Raw genomic sequence first — 19,504 nt, 5'->3', positions numbered from 1 at the left:
TAGCACTCGCCCATGGCGAGTGCAAGCAGCGGGGGTCGCGGTCAGGACCGGCTCAGGACCGGGTCCGGGCCTGGGCCAGCGACCGGACGACGAGGTCGGCGAAGGCCTCGGCGTTGGCCGGCACGACCCCGAGGTAGAGCCCCGGCTCGATCAGCTCGAGCTCGGAGAGGCACCACTGGTCCCCCCACCACAGCAGGTCGACGCGGGCGTAGTCGAGCCGGTGGCCGAGCACGTCCTCGGCGGCGCGGACGGCCTCCATGGCGCGGTCGGCGCGCACGGGGTCGAGGACGACGGCCTCGGAGCGTCCGCCGTAGGCGCCGTGCACGCGCACCTCGCCCTCGGCCGGGTGCTTGTCGACCTGGCAGACCGCGACGTCGTCGAAGACGTAGACCGAGGTCTCCCCGCGGGTGCGCACGCTCTCGACGAGCGGCTGCACCACCCAGGGCGCGGCGCTGAGGTGCTCGAGCCGGTGGTCGTCCCAGCTCTCGACCACGCAGACGCCGATGCCGCTGGCGCCGGTGGCCGGCTTGATGACGGCCGTGCCGTGCTCGTCGACCGCGCGTCGCAGCCCCTCGATCAGGTCGTCCTGCTCGAGCACGCGCGTGGGGACGGTGGGCACGTGCTCGCCCATCGTGGCGAGGTAGCCCTTGTGGGCGTTCCAGGCGAAGGCGTCGGCGCCGTTGAGCACCGGCGCGCGCAGCCCCTCGGCCCAGGCCAGGAACTCCGGCAGCCGGCGGTGGTAGTCCCAGGTGGAGCGCACGGCCACCAGGTCGGCGGCGTCCCAGTCGACCGACGCGTCGTCCCAGACCGCCCAGCGCGCCGTGACGCCGCGGCCCGCCAGCGCCTCGACCAGCAGGTGGCCCTCGGACTCCCCGTCGGGGCAGATCTCGAACGTGGCGAGCAGGACCTCGGCGGCGCTCACCGAGCGTCGTCGTAGGCCGAGGTGACGCCCTCACGGCCGAGCACCGAGTGGCGGCGGCCGTAGAACACGTAGATCAGCAGGCCCGCGACCAGCCAGACGATGAAGCGGAGCCAGGTCTCGACGGCCAGGTAGGACATCAGGCCCAGGCAGGACGCGCCGGCCAGGATCGGCACCAGCGGCACCAGCGGCGTGCGGAAGGGACGCTCCATGTCGGGCTTCGTGCGACGCAGCACCATGACGGCGATCGCGACGACCAGGAAGGCGAAGAGCGTGCCGATGCTGACCATCTGCGCGAGGTCCGCCAGCGGGATGAACGCCGCGAAGATGGCGATGACGACCGAGATGCCGATCGTGAAGCGGAACGGCGTGCGGTACTTCGGGTGGATCGCGCCGATGGCCGGCGGCAGGAGGCCGTCGCGGCACAGGGCGAACCCGATGCGGCTCAGCGCCACGATCTCGACCAGGATCACCGAGGAGAGGCCGGCCACCGCGGCCAGGCCGATGAGCACGCCGGCCCAGCCCAGGCCCACCTGGTGGAAGGCGTCCGAGATCGGCGCGCCCTTGGAGAGCTCGCGATAGTCCACCATGCCGGTGATGACGAAGCAGACGCCGAGGTAGAGCACGGTGCACAGCGCCAGGGTGCCGATGAGGCCGCGGGGCATGTCGCGGCTGGGGTTCTCGCTCTCCTCGGCCAGGTTGGCCACGGCCTCGAAGCCGGAGTAGGCGAAGAACACCACGGCCGCCGCGACGATGATGCCGGTGACGCCGAAGGTCGTCGGCTCGATGCCGGAGACGAACTGCCACAGCGGCTGCTTGAGCTCGCTGGTGGAGGAGGCCTTGTCATCGGGCTCGCCGGCGGGGATGAACGGCACGAGGTTGCTGTGCTTGATGAAGAACAGGCCGGCCACGATCACGAAGATGCAGACGGCGACCTTGACCACGACCAGGCCGTTGGTGACCCAGGCCGACTCCCGGACCCCGACGGCCGCGATCGCGCCGAGGATCGCGACGATGAGCACCGCGCCGAGGTTGACGACGGAGTCCTCGCCGAAGAACGTCGTCGGCAGCCCCAGGGAGTCCTGCAGGTAGCCCGACCAGCCGCGCGCGACCACCGCCGAGCCCAGCGCGAACTCGAGGATGAGGTCCCAGGCGATGATCCAGGCGAAGACCTCGCCGATCGTCGTGTAGGCGTAGGTGTAGGAGCTGCCGGCCGTCGGCACGGCCGCGGCGAGCTCGGCGTAGCAGAGCGCGGCCAGCATGCTCACGACGCCGGCGATCGCGAAGGAGATCACGATGCCGGGCCCGGCGTGCTCCTTGGCCTCGACGCCGGTGAGCGTGAAGATGCCCGTGCCGATGACGATGCCGACGCCGAAGCCGATGAGGTCGCGGACCGTCAGCCGCTTGCTGAGGCCCGGGCTGTGCCCGTCGCCGCCGTCGGCGTCGTTCTGATGGATGACGGTCTCGACGTCCTTCGTGCGCAGGAAGCCGCCCGAGGCGTCCGAGGGACTCGACTGGCCGGAGCTGTTCGTCGACATGACCAGCCACCCTAGACACCCCCGGGTGTGCTCCGACCCACCCCGGGGGGTTGCTCGGCGGGTGGGCTCACGCGTCGGCGACCGGCCGCAGGTGCCCGAACGGCACCTCCTCGCGGTGGCCGAGCGCGGCCAGCACCGAGGGCAGGATCGCCTCCGCGGTGCGGCGGTAGCCCAGCGCGCTGGGGTGGAACCGGTCGAGGCTGAACATCTCGTCGGGGTTGGTGATGAAGAACGGTCCGACGACGTCGGCCAGCGACACGACGTAGGCGCCGGCGGCCAGCGCGGCCTCCGCCTGGGCGGCGGCCAGCTGGCGCGAGGCCCGCGAGCCCAGGCTGCGCAGGGGCTGCGGGACGGCCTGGAGGGCGCCGAGGTCGGGGCAGGTGCCGACGACCACCTCGGCGCCGGTGGCACGCAGCCGCTCGACGGCCGAGCGCAGATGGGCCACCGACTCGCTCACCGGCACCCGGTGGGTCACGTCGTTGCCGCCGACCACGATGACCGCGACGTCGGCGCGGTAGAGCAGCGGCAGGGCGTCGAGCTGGCCGGCGAGCGCGGAGGACTCCGAGCCGACCATCGCCGCGACCCGCAGGTCGACGGCGCGGTGCAGCGTCTTGGCGATGCCCTTGGAGAGGCGGCCGCCGAGGGTGTCCTTGCGGCGCTCGGCGCCCAGGCCCGCGGCGATGGAGTCGCCCAGGACGAGCAGGGCCACCGGGTCGCCGTAGGCGCGCTTCCAGATGCGGTCGGCGCGCGGCGCCTCCTCGCCCAGGGGCTTGCCGATGACGCGGCGCGCGGCCGCCGCCTGGCGGCGCAGCAGCTCCCGGGCGCCCACGACCACGCTGGCGCCCAGGAACGCGGTGCCGGCGACGGCGAGGACGGTGACGGTGCGCTGGCCTCGACGACTCACGCGCGCAGTGAGCCAGACCCCGGCGAACGGCCGGTGACGCCGCGGCTCCCGTCAGGCGACGGGAGCCTGACGGCGGGTCAGGAGCCGAGGTTCGTCGCTGCGAACGCGGCGTAGGACGGCGCGATCGTGGCGGCCGGGCCGACGCGGTCGGCGACGGCGTCGAGGGTCTTCAGGCCCATGCCGGTGTTGATGACGACGGTCTCGGCCTCGACGTCGAGCTGGCCGGTCTCGACGAGCTTGCGCAGGCAGGCCACCGTGGTGCCGCCGGCGGTCTCGGTGAAGATGCCCTCGGTGCGGGCCAGCAGCAGGATGCCGTCGCGGACCTCGTCGTCGGTGACGTCCTCGACGGCGCCGCCGGTCTCGCGGCAGATGTCGAGCACGTAGATGCCGTCGGCGGGGTTGCCGATGGCCAGGGACTTGGCGATGGTGTCGGGCTTGACCGGGCGGATGGCGTCGACGCCGGCCTTGTAGGCGGTGGAGACCGGGGAGCAGCCGGTGGCCTGGGCGCCGAAGATCTTGTACGGCTTCTCCTCGACCAGGCCGAGCTTGATGAGCTCCTGGAAGGCCTTGTGCACCTTGGTGAGCTGGGAGCCCGACGCCACCGGGATGACGACCTGGTCGGGCAGGCGCCAGCCGAGCTGCTCGGCGATCTCGTAGCCCAGGGTCTTCGAGCCCTCGGCGTAGAAGGGGCGCACGTTGACGTTGACGAACGCCCAGCCCTCCTCCTCCGCGGCGATCTCCTGGGCGAGCTTGTTGACGTCGTCGTAGTTGCCGTCGACGGCCACGAGGGAGTCGGTGTAGACCGCCGAGTTGACCTGCTTGGGCTTCTCGAGGTTGCTCGGGATGAACACGACCGTCTTGATGCCGGCGCGGGCGCCGGCGGCGGCCACGGCGTTGGCGAGGTTGCCCGTCGAGGGGCAGGCGAAGACCTTGGCGTGGAGCTCGCGGGCCGCGCTCAGGGCGCAGGCGACGACGCGGTCCTTGAAGGAGTTGGTGGGGTTGGTGCTGTCGTCCTTGACCCACAGGCGGCTCAGGCCCAGCTCGGCGGCGAGGTTGTTCGCCTCGAGCAGCCGGGTGAAGCCGGGCTCGGTGTTCGGGCTCTGCTCGATGTCGCTCGGCACCGGCAGCAGCGCCTTGTAGCGCCAGATGTTGCGGGGGCCGGCCTCGATCTCCTCGCGGGAGACGGCCGGGAAGTCGTAGGCGACCTCGAGGGGTCCGAAGCACTCCGGACACGCGTAGGACGGGCCCAGCTCGACCTCGTTCCCGCACTCCCGACAGGCCAGCGAGCGGGCGTTGCCGAACGCACCCTCGCGGACGGTCTCAGCGGTCGTCGGACGCTCGGTCACGTGTGCGCTCATGAGTCCACCTCCTCATCTTCCCCAGACGCGCGTGTCGCGACTGAGCCGGAATTGGCACCACTTCCGCGACCGGATCACGCAGGTGCGTGATGCCGGGTGGACCGCGGCGGTTGCCGGGACGTCGACGGGCCGTTCCCTCAGTCCCTCTCGATGAGCAGTCCCCACTGTACGGAGGCGTCTCAGATGCTGCACATCGGTCCCGACATGCGGGACGCCGTGTCAGGGCTGCGTCAGCGGCGCGACATCCGCCGGGTCTCGCGGGCGTCGCGGGCCAGGCGGGTCAGGAGCTCCAGGACGCCCTCGGGGCCGGGGACGACGACGTCGACCTGCTCCTCGAGGTCGGGGTTCTCCGCGGACGCCGAGAGCACCCGCAGGCCGGGGAGGCCCGAGCGGGCGAGGGAGGCGACGGCGTCGAAGGCCTCGAGGTCGCCGAGGTCGTCGCCGCCGAAGAGCACGCCGCCGGCGCCGAGCTCCTCGACGAGGCGGCGCACGACGAGGCCCTTGTGCATCTGCGAGGAGCGCACCTCGATGACGTGGCGCCCGGGCTCGACGCCGAGGCGATGCCGCTCGGCGAGCCCGCGCACGGGCTCGAGGAGCCGGGCGAAGGCGGCGTCGGGGTCGCTCATCCGGCGGGTGTGGACGGCGACGGCCAGGCCCTTCTCCTCCACCCAGGCGTCGGCGGCGTCGTGCTCGCGCAGCAGGCGGGGCAGGTCGCGCTCGAAGGTGGCCAGGCCCGCGGGCGGACGCGGGCTGACGATGCGGCGCGCGGTGGAGCTCCAGCGCTCGTGGCCGTACTGGCCGAAGAGGTAGAGCTCGGAGCCGGCGTCGCCCACCGCGGTGCCGACCTCCTCGAGCCCGCCCAGGGCGAGCGCCTGACGGGCGGGGCGGCCGGTGACGATCGCCAGGGCCTTCACCTCGCCGGCCAGCTCGATGAGGACGTCGGCGGCCGCGGGGTGGATGTGGGCCCGCTCGGGGTCGTCGACGATGGGCGAGAGGGTGCCGTCGAAGTCGAGGGCGACGACGCTCTCCGCGGCGACGCGGGTCAGCGCGCGGTAGCGCTGCTCGGCCTCGGGGCTGCGGAACCGGGCGCTCATGGCCTCCAGCCAACCAGACCGCGGCGGGCCGCGGCGGGTCCGTGGGACGAACGTCTCCCCTCGGGTGGGGTGAGCCCGGCCCGGGTCGGCGCTGGGTCGGCGCTGGGTCAGCGCTGGGGCAGCGGCGCGGTGAGGATCAGGGTGAGCCGGTCCATCCGCATGGGGTCGACGGCCGGGGCGGTGCGCCGCACGCCGAGGTCGGTGGCGAGCAGCTTCGCGGCCCGCGCGAGCCGCGGCGGGTAGTAGACGGTGGTGGTGGGGATGGTGCCGTACCAGTTGTCGGCGCCGACGGCCTTCCAGCCGGCGTCGGAGACCCGCGAGGAGGCGCTGGCGGCCAGCCCCTTGATGGCGGAGTTGTTGTAGACCTCGACGTTGATCGAGGAGCGCTGCACCGCCGGCTTCGGCTTCGGGGTGCGCGTGGCCGACGGGCTGGCCGACGGGGTCGCCGACGGCGACGGCGCGGCGGTGCTGCGGGCGGCCGGGGTGATCTCGCGCTCGGGAGCGCCGGAGTCGCGGGTGGCGACGAAGGCGAAGGCGGCCATCGCGACCGCGACGATGCTGAGGATGACCACCGGCGAGGGGAACACGGCGCCGCGGCTGTCGCGGCGGAGGGAGGCGCGCACGCTCACACCTCGAAGCCGAGACGGCGGGCCGAGCGCTGACGCTGGCGGGCGGCGCGCAGGCGACGCAGCCGGCGCACGAGGAGGGGGTCCTCGGCGAGCGCCTCGGGCTTGTCGATGAGCGCGTTGAGCACCTGGTAGTAGCGGGTGGAGCTCATGTCGAACTTCTCCCGGACCGCCGACTCCTTGGCCCCGGCGAACTTCCACCACTGACGCTCGAACTCGAGGATCTCGCGATCCCGCTCGCTCAGCGGGGAGGCGGACTCCTGGCCGGCGGCGCGCGCGGCGTCCATGGCATCTCCCAAGGTGGTCGCAGGGGTGGTCGGGGCCACTGTAGGCGAGGAATCACAGCGATGTCATTCGGGCGCGCCCGGCGCGCCCCCGTAGGTTCGTGGCCATGTCGTCGCCCGCGTCCCCCGACCTCACCACCGACCCCACCACCGGCCGCTCCCTCGAGCTCGAGCCCGTCCGCTGGGGGTTCCTGGCCACCGGCAAGATCGCCCACGCCGTCGCCCGCGACCTCGCCCTGGTGCCCGGCAGCGTGCTGGCGGCCGTCGGATCGCGACGCCTGGAGTCCGCGGAGGCCTTCGCCGCCGAGCACGCCGCGGCCGGCGGCGGCACCGCGCCGCGCGCCCACGGCTCCTACGAGGAGCTCGTCGCCGACCCCGACGTCGACGTCGTCTACGTCGCCAGCCCGCACGCGCTGCACCTCGAGCACGCGCGCCTGGCCTTCGAGGCCGGCAAGCACGTGGTGTGCGAGAAGCCCCTCGCGATGACCACCGCCCAGGCCGAGGAGATGGTCGACCTCGCGCGCACCCACGACCGCTTCCTCATGGAGGCGATGTGGACGGCCACGCACCCCGTCGTCCGCGAGGTGCTCGACCGCCTGGCGACCGGCGAGCTCGGGACGCCGCGGCAGGTGCGCGCCGAGCTCGGGTTCGTCGTCGGCGACCAGCACCCGGCGCGGCTGCTCGACCCCGCCCTCGGCGCCTCCGCCCTGCTCGACATGGGCATCTACCCGCTGACCCTGGCCCACCTCGTCCTCGGCGAGCCCGTGGAGCTGCGGGCCGTCGCGGCGCTCTCGGCCGGCGGCATCGACCTCGACGTCGTCGTCGCCGGCCGCTACCCCGGTGACGCCCTGGCCTCCATGACCTCCTCGATGACCTCCTTCTCCGACCGCTCGGGCGTCATCGCCACCGACCGCGGCCGGATCGTGCTGCACGGGCAGTTCCACCACCCCACCCACGCCGAGTTCGTGCCCGTCGCCGCCGGCTCCAGCAACGACGACAGCGAGCAGGCGCGGCCGCTGCGCATCGACGGCGCCGAGCCGGTGATCGGCGTCGGCTACGGCAACGAGCTCGCCGAGGCCGCCCGCTGCATCCGCGCCGGCCTGCGCGAGAGCCCGTGGGTGCCGCACGCGCAGACGCTCTCCCTCATGCGCCAGCTCGACGCCGTGCGCGAGCAGGTCGGCGTCCACCACCCCGGCACCTGAGGTCCGGCACCTGAAGCCCGGCATCCGGGGCGACGCGCCACCCACCCGGAGGACCCCGGCGTCCTCGGCCGCTCGCCTAGGGTGGGTGACGTGCCCCACGATCTGGTCATCGTCGCCAACCGCCTGCCGGTCGACCGCGTCGAGCAGCCCGACGGGAGCACCACCTGGCGCACCTCGCCCGGCGGCCTGGTCACCGCCATCGAGCCGGTCATGCGGCACGGCGACGGCGTGTGGATCGGCTGGCCCGGCGGGCTCGACCTCGACCTCGAGCCGTTCAACCACGACGGCATGGACCTCGTCCCGCTGCGGATGAGCCGCGAGGACGTCGAGGGGTTCTACGAGGGCTTCTCCAACGGCACCCTCTGGCCGCTCTACCACGACCTCGTCGCCAAGCCGGAGTTCCACCGCGAGTGGTGGGACTCCTACGTCGCGGTCAACCAGCGCTTCGCCGAGGCCGCCGCCGAGCAGGCCAACGAGGGCGCCACGGTGTGGGTGCACGACTACCAGCTCCAGCTCGTGCCGCAGCTGCTGCGCACCCTGCGCCCGGACCTGCGCATCGGCTTCTACCTCCACATCCCCTTCCCGCCGGGCGAGCTCTTCCAGCAGCTGCCCTGGCGGCGTCAGATCCTCGAGGGCCTCCTCGGCGCCGACCTCGTCGGCTTCCAGCTCGGCGGCGCGGCGCAGAACTTCATCCGCCTCGTGCGCCAGCGCGTCGGCCACAAGACCCACCGCGACCTCGTCTACCTGCCCGACGGCCGCACCGTGCGCGCCGCGCCCTTCCCCATCTCCATCGACGCCGCCGGCTTCGAGGAGATGGCCCGCTCCGAGGCCGTCACCGCCCGCGCCGCGGAGATCCGCGAGATGCTCGGCAACCCGCGCCGGGTCTTCCTCGGCGTCGACCGGCTCGACTACACCAAGGGCATCTACGCCCGCCTGCGCGCCTTCTCCGAGCTCATCGCCGACGGTCACTTCGACGTCGAGGACGCGGTGTTCGTGCAGGTCGCCGTGCCCAGCCGCGAGCAGGTCGAGCAGTACCGCCTGCTGCGCGACGAGATCGACCGCCTCGTCGGCCGCATCAACGGCGACCACGGCCGCATCGGCCGTCCGGCGATCTCCTACCTGCACTCCTCCTTCCCGCGCGAGGAGATGGCCGCGCTCTACCGCGCCGCCGACATCATGGTCGTCACGCCCTACCGCGATGGCATGAACCTGGTGGCCAAGGAGTACGTCGCGACGCGCTTCGACGACGACGGAGCGCTGGTGCTCTCGGAGTTCGCCGGCGCCGCCGAGGAGCTGCGTCAGGCCTGGCTGGTCAACCCCTACGACCTCAACGGCATGAAGTCCGCGCTGCTGGAGGCCTACGGCGCCGACGAGCGCGAGCTGACCCGCCGCATGCGGGCGATGCGGCGCACCGTCACCCGGCACGACGTCAAGGCGTGGGCGGCCAGCTTCATGACCGAGCTCGCCGACGTCGGCACCCACGAGAAGGCCGTGCGTCCCGCCCGTCGCTCCTGAGCCGCGCGCCGCGCCTAGTGGCGCCCCGTGCGCTGGGCTGTGTGCTGGGACCCACGTGGCGAACCCTCCTGACGTGGCTCGCCCGTCGGGGTACCTTCCACCCGTGGACCTCCTCCCCAAGCCCGACCAGGTGGTGTCGGCGGCCGGCAACGTCGCGCACAAGATGCTCTACGGCGGGCTCGCCGACCTGCGCCCCATGCCGCGCACCCTCATCGACGAGGGCACGCTGCGCGAGGTCTACCACTACCGGCCCTCCGCGACCGCCCACCAGAGCGGCGACCCCGTCCTGCTGGTGACGCCGCTGGCCGCGCCGTCGTCGTGCTACGACCTGCGCCGCGGCTGCTCGCTGGTGGAGCACTTCGTCACCACCGGGCGTCCGACGTACCTCGTGGAGTACGGCGAGGTGTCGTTCAAGGACCGCAACCTCGGCATGGAGCACTGGATCGAGGAGGTCGTGCCCGAGGCGGTGCGCACCGTCTCCGCCCACGCCGGCGGACGCCCCGTCCACGTCATCGGCTGGAGCCTCGGCGGCATCTTCACCCTGCTCGCCGCGGCCGACGCCGCCGACCTGCCGATCGCCTCGCTCACGATCGTGGGCTCGCCCTTCGACGTCTCGCTGGTGCCGCTGGTGGCGCCCTTCCGTCCGCTGCTGAACTTCTTCAACGGCAAGGGCCCGATCACCAAGGGCTACCAGATCATCGGCGGCGCCCCGAAGCCGCTGGTGAAGTGGGCCTTCCAGCTCTCCTCGTTCCAGAAGCTCGTCACCAAGCCGCTGGCGCTGGCCACCCACCTCGACGACGCCGACTTCCTGGCCCAGATCGAGGCGGTCGACCACTTCACCGCCAACATGATCGCCTACCCCGGCCGCACCTTCGGGCAGCTCTACCACCGCATGCTCAAGGCCAACGCGCTGGTCGACGGCACCTTCGAGATGGACGACCGCACCATCTCCCTGGCCGACATCACCACCCCGACGCTCGTCTTCGCCGGCTCCACCGACGGCATCGCCCCCGTGCCGGCCGTCAAGGCGATGGTGCCGCTGCTCGGCAACGCCGAGGAGGTGCGCTTCGAGATCGTCCCCGGCGGCCACCTCGGCATGCTCACCGGTCGCGCCGCGCGGCACACCACGTGGGAGGTGATGGACGAGTGGATCGACCAGCACGCCTCCGATGCCGGCGCTCCCGAGGCCGCTGACGCCCCCGCGCCCGACGCCGCCGCCCGCAGCGGCTCGTCCACCGCCATCGGCGCCAACCCGAACCGTCGCTACGGCTCGAAGGGCTCCCGCGCGCTCTCGCGCTGACGTCGTCGGCGCCGCCCGGGCCCCAATTACCCGGCTGACCGGGTAACTGTCCCCCGTCGGGCGTGTCTCGCAGGTTCTCGCGCCGGAGAACCTGCCGGACACGTCACACGGGGGCGGTTTCCCCGGATATCCGGGGAAACCGGCATGCCCCTGCCCGCATCACCACACCACCGGCGCACGCGGCCCCTCACCGCGGACTTGGCACGCGAACCGTGCGCTTGGCACGGGACATGTCCCGTGCCAAGGGCACGATTACCCGGTCAGCCGGGTAATCGGGGTCGCCGGCGTCACCGCCGCAGGACCCCCGCACCCACCACCGTCGGGTCGACGAGGATCTTGGCGTGGCCCTCGGGGTCGGCGAGCTCCTCGAAGGCGCCGGCGACGCCGTCGAGGCCGACGGTGCCGGTGACGAGGGGGGCGGGGTCGACGGAGCCGTCGGCGATGAGGCGGAGGGTCTCGGCGAACTCGCCGGGGTCGTAGCCGAAGGCGAAGCGCAGGTCGAGCTCCTTGTTGATCGCCATGGCCGGCTGGAAGCGGTCGGGCTCCATGCACACGCCGACGACGACCACGCGGGTGCGGGCGGGGGCGCTCATGACGATCTGGTCGAGGATGCCGGGGACGCCGACGCACTCGAAGACGACGGGGCCGCGGGGCGAGGCGCCGAGGCGGTTGGCGGTGCGGAAGACCTCCCACCAGGGCAGGAACGGGACGCGGCGCAGCCTGTCGGTGGTGTCGATGCCGAGGTTCAGCAGCTGCGGCAGGGAGATGCTGCGGGCGGCGGCGGGGACGTCCCAGGGCGACTCGACGGCGGGGTCGACGACCACGTCGGCGCCCATCGCCTCGGCGAGCGCGCGGCGTCGCGGGGAGTAGTCGCTGGCGACGACGGTGCGCGAGCCGCTGGCCTTGAGCATGGCGATGACGGCCAGGCCGATGGGGCCGCAGCCGATGACGATCGCGGTGTCGCGCCGGCCGACCGAGCCGCGGCGCACCGCGTGGAGGGCGACGGCCATCGGCTCGGTGAGGGCGGCGAGGTCGAGCGGGACGGCGTCGGGCACCGGCAGCATGAAGGCCTCCTGCACCAGCACCCGCTCGGCGTACCCGCCGGGGGCGATCTCGGCGAGGCCGGTGAGGTGGGCGGCGTCGCCGTGCCGCACGATCGGCAGGGCCGTGACGGCGCCGCCGACCTTGACGCTGCGGCGGGTGCGCGGCCCGTGCTCGAGCACGCGGCCGGAGATCTCGTGGCCGAGGACGACGTGGTGCTCGCTGCGCAGGAAGTGGTCGTAGCCGACCTGCCGCGCGAGGTCGGCGGTGGCGTCGCCGTGCAGGCGGGCGTGGAGGTCGGAGCCGCAGATGCCGCAGTGGCTGACCTCGAGGAGCACCTGCCCCGGGCCGGGGACGGGGTCGGGGACCTCCGCCGTGGTCAGGGAGCCCTGGTGCAGCACGACCGCCTTCATGACGCCGACGCTAGCGTCGCGCGGCTCACACGCCGGCCAGCGACCGCACGCCGGGCAGGTCGTAGCGGCCGGCGTCGGTGCCGAGCCCGCGGGCCACCTGGCTGGCCGTGGCGTTGCCGAGCCGGGCGGCGTCGGCGACGTCGAGGCCGAGGGCCAGGCCGCGGAGGTACCCGGCGGAGAAGGCGTCGCCGCAGCCGGTGGTGTCGACGAGCTCGCCCTCGGGGATCGAGATCGCCGGCAGCTCGTGGACGACGTCGGCGGTGACGACCAGCGCGCCCCGCGCGCCCTGGGTGAGGGCGACGCAGCGGGCGCCCGCGGCCACCAGCGCGCGGGCCCCGGCGACGAGGTCGTCCTCGCCGGTGAGGCCGCGCACCTGCTCGTCGTTGGGCAGCAGGTGGTCGACGTGCGGGAGCGCGTCGGCGATCCAGGCGAGCAGGTCGGGGTCGCCGGGGGCGAGGAGGTCGACGCTGGTGACGACGCCGGCCGCACGCGCCCGGGCCAGCAGCTCGCCGGCGGCCGGACCGCCGAGGAACTCCGGGCCGCCGAGGTGGAGGTGGTCGAGGCCATCGAGCGCGTCGGCGGCGAGATGCTCGAGGGTGAACGCGCCGTTGGCCCCGATGCAGTGCCAGGCCGGACGCTGGCCGTCGGGGCGCACCGGGATCACCGACGCGGAGGTCTGGTGCTCGGGCAGCCGCACCAGGCCGGCGACGTCGACGCCCTCGCGCTGCAGCAGCGCGAGCAGGGTGTCGCCGGCCGCGTCGACGCCGATCGCGCCGTGGCTGCGCACGTCGGCTCCGAGACGGGCGAGCACCACGGCGGTGCCGCCCGCGGTGCCGGCCGGGGAGAGCCGGATGGTCTCGACGAGCTGGCCCTCGGAGCCGGCGGGGATCGACTCCACCCCGATGACGTGGGTGTCGAGCACGTGCACGCCGACGGCGGCGATCCTCATGAGGTCTCCTGAGCGGACGAGGCGGTGGGGGTGGGGAGGACGGGCGCGGCGGGATAGCCGCGGGCGATCGCCGCGTGGACGACGTCGGCCTGCTGCTCGGGGGTGAGCGGACGCGGGGTGCCCAGCGCGCTGGCGCGGTGGTGCAGCGTGGCGAGCCACTCCAGGAGGAGGGCGTGCTCGACGGCCTGGTCGAGGCTCGCGCCGACCGCGACGGTGCCGTGGTTGGCCAGCAGCGCGGCCTGGCGTCCGGCCAGCGCGGCCCGCACGCCGGTGGCCAGCGCGGGCGAGCCGAAGGTGGCGTACGGCGCCACGCGCACCTCGCCGCCCAGCAGCAGCTGCTGGTAGTGCAGGACGGGCAGCTCGTCGAGCACGCAGGCCACGGCCGTGCCGAACGGGGCGTGGGTGTGGACGACGGCGCCGGCCTCGGGCCGGTCGGCGAGCACCCCGAGGTGCAGCTCGAGCTCGGAGGTGGGACGTCCGCCGGCGAGCACCCGGCCCGCGGCGTCGACGAGCACGACGTCGTCGGGGCCGCAGCGGGCCAGCTCGACCCCCGAGGCGGTGACGACGACCTGCGCTGCCTCGCCGGCCTCCTCTAAAGGCCCGGGCACCCGGGCGCTGAGGTTCCCGGCGGTGCCGACGAGCAGGCCGGCCTCGGCCAGGCGTCGGGCCGCCGCGGCGACCTGCTCGGCGACGACCTCCACGCTGCTGCGCGGGCTCATCGCGCGTCCGGCGGGCGCTGCAGCCCGCGCGGCGTCGCGTGCCGCTCGAGGTAGGAGACGAGCAGCGCGATGGCCTCGTCGACGAGGGCGGGGTCGCCGTCGATGCGCTCCTCGTAGGCCAGCTGGAAGCAGCGGTCGCCGACCTCGACGGCGAGCTCGGCGACGGCCTGGGTGAGGCCGTCGTCGCAGAGCCCCTCGGCGAGCGCGAGCTCGCGCAGGGTGGCCGCGGTGCGGGCGTTGTGGAGCCGGCCGAAGCGGGCGACGGCCTGGTTGGTGCGCCCGCGCAGGTAGATCTCGACGAACGCGGGGCGGCGGGCGTAGACGTCGACGAAGGCGCGCATCGAGGCCTCGACGAGCGAGGCCAGGCTGAGGTGGTCGAGCGCGGCGACGTCGAGGGCCACCTGCTCGTCCATCTCGACCATGTCGCGCTCGGCGAGGGCGAGCAGCACCTCCTCCTTGTCGCCGAAGTACTGGTAGAGCGAGGCGACGGGGACGCCGGCGGCCTGGGCGATGTCGCGGGTGGTCAGCGCCTCGAGGCCGTGCTCGACGACGAGCCGCTCGGCGGCGTCGAGGATCTCCGAGACCCGGCGCCGCGAGCGCTCCTGGGACGGGACGCGCCGGGTGGCCGTGGGCACCGCACGGGGGCGGGGCTCGACGCCGTGACGGCGGGCACCGACGGAGTCGGACGCTTTCGTGGAGGCAGGCACGGTCGGCAGTGTAGGGTACGAACCCGAACCTGACACATGTTCATGTCTTGTCGCTCCGACTCGCTCTCCGAGGAGCCCGCATGTCGCCGTCAACCCGCCCCGACACCAGCCCCGACACCAGCCCCGACACCAGCCCCGCCCCCCGCCTCGCGCTCCCCCGTCGCGAGGCCCTGACCCTGGGCGCCGGCCTCGGCGCCGGTGCCCTGCTCGGCGCCGGCCTCGGCGCGCCCGCGGAGGCCGCCGGCCTCCAGGGTCGCCTCCCGCGCAGCGTCGACGTCGTGGTGGTCGGCGCCGGCATCGCAGGCCTCGTGGCCGCCCGGAACCTGGCCAGGAAGGGCCGCTCGGTGCTCGTCGTCGAGGCCCGCGACCGCGTCGGCGGCCGGGTGCTCAACCACCACCTCGGCGGCCGGCCGCTCAGCGCCCACACCATCGAGTCCGGGGGTGCGTTCATCGGCCCCACCCAGGACCGCATCGCCGCCCTGGCCGCCGAGCTCGGCGTGCGCACGTTCCAGGAGAACGTCGAGGGCAAGAGCGTCTACGTCTCCAGCCTCCTGGGGCGCTCCACCTACACCGGCACGGTGCCGCCGGACCCCACGATCCTGCTCGACGCCGCCCTGCTCCTCCAGCGCCTGGACTCCATGGCCGCCGAGATCGACGTCGCCGCCCCGTGGGCGCACGCCGACGCCGCGGCCTGGGACGCCATCTCGCTGGGCGAGTTCATCCGTCGCAACGCCGTCAACGCCACCGGCATCGGCAACCTCATCGAGTGCTGGACCCAGCCCGGCTTCGGCGCCGACCCCGACGAGCTCTCGCTGCTGTTCGTGCTCTGGTACATCGCCTGCTCGGGCAACGAGAGCACCGTCGGCACGTTCTCCCGCAACTCCGACACCGTGAACGGCGCCCAGGAGCGGCGCTTCGTCGGCGGCTCCCAGCTCGTGCCGCTGCGCCTGGCCCAGCGGCTGGGCGACGTCGTGGCCCTCGACGCCGCGGTCAGCCGCATCGAGCAGCGCGACGACGCGGTCCTCGTCCGCACCCGCCGCGGCACCGTGAAGGCGCGCCGGGTCGTCGTCGCGGCGCCGCCGCCGATGGTGCTCGGCATCGAGTGGTTCCCGCGCCTGCCGGCCCGCCGCGCGCAGCTGCTGCGCCACCTCGACATGGGCCAGCTGATGAAGTGCGACGCCATCTACGACAAGCCCTTCTGGCGCGAGGCCGGCCTCAACGGATTCGGCATCAACGACGCCGGCGCCGCCCGCGCGGTCTTCGACAACACCCCGCCCGGAGCCGGCGCCCCCGGCGTCCTGCTGGCCTTCGTCGGCGGCTCGACCTGGCGGACGTACGGCGTCATGGGCCGCAGCGCGCGACGTGCGGCCGTGCTCGAGGGCTTCGCGGCGATGTTCGGCCCCCAGGCCCTCAAGCCCATCGACTACGTCGAGCACGACTGGACGCGCGAGCGCTGGAGCGGCGGCGGGCCCACCGCGATCCACTCCCCCGGCACGATGGTGGAGTTCGGCCCGGCCATCCGGCAGCGGTTCGGGCGCGTGCACTGGGCCGGCACCGAGACCGCCACCTACTGGTCGGGCTACATGGACGGCGCCGTCCGCTCCGGCGAGCGGGCCGCCCTCGAGGTGCTCGGCCGCCGATGAGGCGCCTGCTCGCCGCCGCGCTGGTCGCGGCGCTCTCGTGCGCCCTCGCCCCCGCCGGGATCGCCGCGGCCCCGGCGCAGGCCGCCGAGCGCGCCCGATGGGACACCCGCGTCTTCGCCCGGATGCCCGGCGGGCACCCCGCCTACGTCCACGTGTCCCGCTCGGGACGGGTCTACGCCGGCACCTACACCGTCCCGGACTCCACGCAGCCCTCCCGCGTGCAGGAGTGGGGCGCCGACGGCGTCGCCCTGCGCTCGTGGAGCGTGCCCGCCCGCCTGCAGCGACGCGACGTCGAGCACGGCGTCCAGGTGGCCGCCGACACCCGCGACGGCCGCCTCGTCGTCCTCGAGACCTCGACGTCCTCGGTGCTCACCCTCGACCCCGCCACCGGCGCCTGGCGTCGGGTGGCGCGCCTGCCCGCCGGGTCGGTGCCGAACTACGCCGCCTGGGCGCCGGGCGGGCTCTACGTCACCGACTACGCCGCCGGCGTGATCTGGCGGGTGCGCACCGACGGCCGCGTCACGCCCTGGCTGCGCTCGCCCCTCCTCGCCGGCGTCGCCGGGTTCGGGACGACCGGTCTGCGCTGGGTGCCCGCGCAGCGGGCGTTCCTGGTGACCCAGCAGACCCTCGCGCCCGGCAGCGCCGGGGCCACGCTCCCCACGAACGGCGGGCTGCTGCGCATCGCGATGGGCGCTCGCGGCGCGCCGGGCACGCCGCGCGTGCTGTGGACCTCGCTGCCCGCCGACCTGCCCGACGGCTTCGGGATCGGCCGCTCGGGTCACGTCTACATCGCGATGGCCGGGCCGACGAACCGGCTCGTCGAGCTCGACGCCGACGGCCGGGAGGTGGGCTCGTTCCCGCGGCTGCCGCTCACCGGCGACAACGGCTCGTCGATCCCGTTCGACACCCCGTGCAGCGCCACGTTCCTCGGCACCCGCGTGCTGGTGGCCAACCAGTCGGCCGTGGCCGGGGACGCCACCCACATGGCGGTGCTCGACGTCGAGGTGGGTGAGCGGGGTCTCGCGCCCTGGGTGCCGACGGACGCGCGGTTCCGCCTCGGGTGAGGCCGCGGCCTACGATGCGCCGGTGAGCAGCACCCCCTCCGCACCGGGCCCCGGCCTCGACCCCGCCGACCTCGAGGCGACCCTGCGGGTGCTCGCCGTCGTGCACCACCTGCCCGACGACCACCCCGACCACGTCACGGTCAAGCGGGCGGCCGCGCACATGTACAAGGCGATCAAGAAGGAGCGCAAGCTCACCAAGCGCGCCGAGGAGCTGGCCCACGACCGCGCGATCACCGAGGCGACGGCCACCGGCTCGGCGCTGCGCATCGACGACGAGACCGCCGGGCTGCCGCTGGTCTCGACGGCTCCCGGCGCGTTCGCGGGCGAGCTGCTCAACCCCCGCGGCTGCTACATCTGCAAGGCCGACTACACCCTGGTCGACGCCTTCTACCACTGGCTGTGCCCCTCGTGCGCGGCGATGTCGCACGCCAAGCGCGACCAGCGCACCGACCTCACCGGGCGGCGCGCGCTGCTCACCGGCGGTCGCGCCAAGATCGGCATGCACATCGCGCTGCGGCTGCTGCGCGACGGCGCGCACACCACGATCACGACGCGCTTCCCGCACGACGCCATGCGTCGCTTCGCGGGCCTGCCCGACGCCGCGGACTGGATCGACCGGCTCAAGGTCGTCGGCATCGACCTGCGCGACCCCACGCAGGTGATCTCGCTGGCCGACGAGGTCGCCGCCGACGGTCCGCTCGACATCCTCATCAACAACGCCTGCCAGACCGTCCGCCGCACACCCGGTGCGTACTCGCGCCTGGTCGAGGCCGAGGGCGCGCCGCTGCCCGAGGGCGTCCGCCTGCCGGAGATGATCACCTTCGACCGGATCTCCGAGGCCCACCCCGCCGCCATCGCCGGCGCGCTGACCACCGAGGCCGTCGCCCACCACGACGGGGAGTCGCCCGAGGCCGCGCTGGCCCACCACAACGCCGCGACGATCACCGCCCTGGCGCTCAAGGCCGGCCACGCCTCGCTCGCCGCGCACCTCGACGGCACGGCCGTCGACGCCGGGGGCCTGCTGCCGGACCTGCAGACCACGAACTCCTGGACGCAGGTCGTCGACCAGGTCGACCCGCTGGAGCTGCTCGAGGTGCAGCTGTGCAACCAGACCGCGCCGTTCCTGCTCGTCTCGCGGCTGCGGCCGGCGATGCGGGCGGCGGTGCAGGCCGGCGCGCGGCGCGCCTACGTCGTCAACGTCTCGGCGATGGAGGGCCAGTTCTCCCGGCGCTACAAGGGCCCCGGCCACCCGCACACGAACATGAGCAAGGCGGCGCTCAACATGCTCACCCGCACCTCGGCGGGCGAGATGTTCGAGACCGACCGGATCCTCATGACCGCCGTCGACACCGGCTGGATCACCGACGAGCGTCCGCACCAGGACAAGCTGCGTCACGCCGGCGACGGCTGGCACGCCCCGCTGGACCTCGTCGACGGCGCGGCCCGCGTCTACGACCCGATCGTCCGCGGAGAGGCCGGCGAGGACCTGCTCGGCTGCTTCCTCAAGGACTACGTCGTCTCGCCATGGTGAGCGCGCTCGCCGGCCTCGTCGAGCAGGGCCTGGTCGCCCCGGACTGGGCCGAGGCCCTGGCTCCCGTCGACGACCGGATCGGCGAGATGGGGCGCTTCCTGCGCGAGGAGATCGCCGCCGGGCGCTCCTACCTGCCGGCCGGCGATCGGATCCTGCGCGCCTTCCAGCGTCCGCTCGCCGACGTCCGGGTGCTGATCGTCGGGCAGGACCCCTACCCGACGCCGGGGCACCCGATCGGCCTGAGCTTCGCCGTGGAGCGCTCGGTGCGTCCGATCCCGCGCAGCCTGGCCAACGTCTACGCCGAGCTGCGCGACGACCTCGGCGTCACTCCCCCGCCGCACGGCGACCTCACCGCCTGGGCCGACGCCGGCGTCATGCTGCTCAACCGGGTGCTGACGGTGCGCCCCGGCGAGCCGGCCTCGCATCGCGGGAGGGGCTGGGAGGACGTCACCGCGTGCGCGATCCAGGCGCTGGTCGAGCGCGGCGGGCCGCTGGCGGCCATCCTGTGGGGCCGCGACGCGCAGTCGCTGGCGCCGATGCTGGGCGCGGTGCCGCACGTCGCCTCGGCCCATCCCTCGCCGCTCTCGGCGCACCGCGGCTTCCTGGGATCGCGGCCCTTCAGCCGCGTCAACGCCCTCCTGGTCGAGCAGGGCGCCGAACCGCTGACATGGGACCTCCCCCTGGAATAAACTTCAAC

Annotated in this window: 18 protein-coding genes and 1 riboswitch; of the genes, 7 read left to right on the top strand and 11 right to left on the bottom strand. The window is 74.0% G+C overall.

What is annotated here, in order from left to right:
• Positions 1-52: 52 nt before the first annotated feature.
• The 7 genes from ACZDWJ_RS16830 to ACZDWJ_RS16800 all read right to left on the bottom strand — a co-directional run bounded on the left by ACZDWJ_RS16830 (position 53) and on the right by ACZDWJ_RS16800 (position 6,726).
• Entirely contained in the window at positions 53-922 is an 870-nt protein-coding gene (locus ACZDWJ_RS16830) for an ATP-grasp domain-containing protein (protein ID WP_463522794.1), read from the bottom strand.
• Complete coding sequence (locus ACZDWJ_RS16825) at positions 919-2,457, bottom strand: APC family permease (protein WP_463522792.1); 1,539 nt, start codon at positions 2,455-2,457, stop codon at positions 919-921. Before ACZDWJ_RS16825 ends, ACZDWJ_RS16830 begins: the two co-directional genes overlap by 4 nt.
• Positions 2,458-2,524: 67 nt before the next feature.
• A complete protein-coding gene (locus ACZDWJ_RS16820; RefSeq protein ID WP_463522790.1) occupies positions 2,525-3,361 on the bottom strand; it encodes an SGNH/GDSL hydrolase family protein in 837 nt (278 codons plus the stop codon).
• A 77-nt stretch (positions 3,362-3,438) separates the two neighbouring features.
• On the bottom strand, positions 3,439-4,719 hold the full coding sequence (gene thrC, locus ACZDWJ_RS16815; protein ID WP_463522788.1) for a threonine synthase: 1,281 nt from the start codon (positions 4,717-4,719) through the stop codon (positions 3,439-3,441).
• Between the two features lie 9 nt (positions 4,720-4,728).
• Positions 4,729-4,876, bottom strand: a riboswitch (SAM riboswitch).
• Positions 4,877-4,949: 73 nt separating this feature from the next.
• Positions 4,950-5,813 (bottom strand): trehalose-phosphatase, encoded by an 864-nt coding sequence (otsB, locus tag ACZDWJ_RS16810; protein ID WP_463522786.1) that lies wholly within the window; start codon positions 5,811-5,813, stop codon positions 4,950-4,952.
• 107 nt (positions 5,814-5,920) lie between these two features.
• Positions 5,921-6,436 carry a LytR C-terminal domain-containing protein gene (locus tag ACZDWJ_RS16805; protein ID WP_463522784.1) on the bottom strand — a complete coding sequence of 172 codons (516 nt, stop codon included), beginning with the start codon at positions 6,434-6,436 and terminating at the stop codon, positions 5,921-5,923.
• Between the two features lie 2 nt (positions 6,437-6,438).
• A complete protein-coding gene (locus tag ACZDWJ_RS16800; RefSeq protein WP_463522782.1) occupies positions 6,439-6,726 on the bottom strand; it encodes a DUF3263 domain-containing protein in 288 nt (95 codons plus the stop codon).
• Between the two features lie 104 nt (positions 6,727-6,830).
• Between ACZDWJ_RS16800 and ACZDWJ_RS16795 the strand changes: the two genes are divergently transcribed.
• The 3 genes from ACZDWJ_RS16795 (at position 6,831) to ACZDWJ_RS16785 (ending at position 10,740) form a co-directional block, all read left to right on the top strand.
• Positions 6,831-7,925 carry a Gfo/Idh/MocA family protein gene (locus ACZDWJ_RS16795; RefSeq protein WP_463522780.1) on the top strand — a complete coding sequence of 365 codons (1,095 nt, stop codon included), beginning with the start codon at positions 6,831-6,833 and terminating at the stop codon, positions 7,923-7,925.
• Between the two features lie 81 nt (positions 7,926-8,006).
• Positions 8,007-9,440, top strand: coding sequence for an alpha,alpha-trehalose-phosphate synthase (UDP-forming) (locus tag ACZDWJ_RS16790; RefSeq protein ID WP_463522778.1), 1,434 nt, complete (start codon positions 8,007-8,009; stop codon positions 9,438-9,440).
• A 103-nt stretch (positions 9,441-9,543) separates the two neighbouring features.
• A complete protein-coding gene (locus ACZDWJ_RS16785) occupies positions 9,544-10,740 on the top strand; it encodes an alpha/beta fold hydrolase (protein ID WP_463522776.1) in 1,197 nt (398 codons plus the stop codon).
• A 287-nt stretch (positions 10,741-11,027) separates the two neighbouring features.
• Here the strand turns inward: ACZDWJ_RS16785 and ACZDWJ_RS16780 are convergent, their stop codons facing one another.
• From ACZDWJ_RS16780 to ACZDWJ_RS16765, 4 genes are read right to left on the bottom strand one after another with little or no spacing between them, the layout of a single operon-like run.
• Entirely contained in the window at positions 11,028-12,194 is a 1,167-nt protein-coding gene (locus tag ACZDWJ_RS16780; RefSeq protein ID WP_463522774.1) for a zinc-binding dehydrogenase, read from the bottom strand.
• Between the two features lie 25 nt (positions 12,195-12,219).
• The gene (locus ACZDWJ_RS16775; protein WP_463522772.1) at positions 12,220-13,143 is read right to left on the bottom strand and encodes a carbohydrate kinase family protein; all 924 of its coding nucleotides are present in this window, start codon (positions 13,141-13,143) and stop codon (positions 12,220-12,222) included.
• Positions 13,140-13,862, bottom strand: coding sequence for a class II aldolase/adducin family protein (locus tag ACZDWJ_RS16770; RefSeq protein ID WP_463522770.1), 723 nt, complete (start codon positions 13,860-13,862; stop codon positions 13,140-13,142). The genes ACZDWJ_RS16775 and ACZDWJ_RS16770 overlap by 4 nt, the downstream gene beginning before the upstream one ends.
• Entirely contained in the window at positions 13,859-14,569 is a 711-nt protein-coding gene (locus tag ACZDWJ_RS16765) for a TetR/AcrR family transcriptional regulator (RefSeq protein ID WP_463522768.1), read from the bottom strand. The genes ACZDWJ_RS16770 and ACZDWJ_RS16765 overlap by 4 nt, the downstream gene beginning before the upstream one ends.
• Before the next feature lie 80 nt (positions 14,570-14,649).
• Between ACZDWJ_RS16765 and ACZDWJ_RS16760 the strand changes: the two genes are divergently transcribed.
• From ACZDWJ_RS16760 to ACZDWJ_RS16745, 4 genes are read left to right on the top strand one after another with little or no spacing between them, the layout of a single operon-like run.
• Positions 14,650-16,212: a flavin monoamine oxidase family protein gene (locus ACZDWJ_RS16760; RefSeq protein WP_463522766.1), complete on the top strand. Its 1,563-nt coding sequence runs from the start codon at positions 14,650-14,652 to the stop codon at positions 16,210-16,212.
• Positions 16,209-17,276 carry an SMP-30/gluconolactonase/LRE family protein gene (locus tag ACZDWJ_RS16755; RefSeq protein ID WP_463522764.1) on the top strand — a complete coding sequence of 356 codons (1,068 nt, stop codon included), beginning with the start codon at positions 16,209-16,211 and terminating at the stop codon, positions 17,274-17,276. The genes ACZDWJ_RS16760 and ACZDWJ_RS16755 overlap by 4 nt, the downstream gene beginning before the upstream one ends.
• A gap of 22 nt (positions 17,277-17,298) precedes the next feature.
• Positions 17,299-18,807: an SDR family NAD(P)-dependent oxidoreductase gene (locus tag ACZDWJ_RS16750; RefSeq protein WP_463522762.1), complete on the top strand. Its 1,509-nt coding sequence runs from the start codon at positions 17,299-17,301 to the stop codon at positions 18,805-18,807.
• Positions 18,804-19,496: a uracil-DNA glycosylase gene (locus tag ACZDWJ_RS16745; RefSeq protein WP_463522760.1), complete on the top strand. Its 693-nt coding sequence runs from the start codon at positions 18,804-18,806 to the stop codon at positions 19,494-19,496. Before ACZDWJ_RS16750 ends, ACZDWJ_RS16745 begins: the two co-directional genes overlap by 4 nt.
• The last annotated feature ends 8 nt before the right edge of the window (positions 19,497-19,504 follow it).

It is taken from the genome of Nocardioides sp. B129/18 (assembly GCF_055282735.1).
This window is presented reverse-complemented; position numbering and strand designations above follow the sequence as displayed.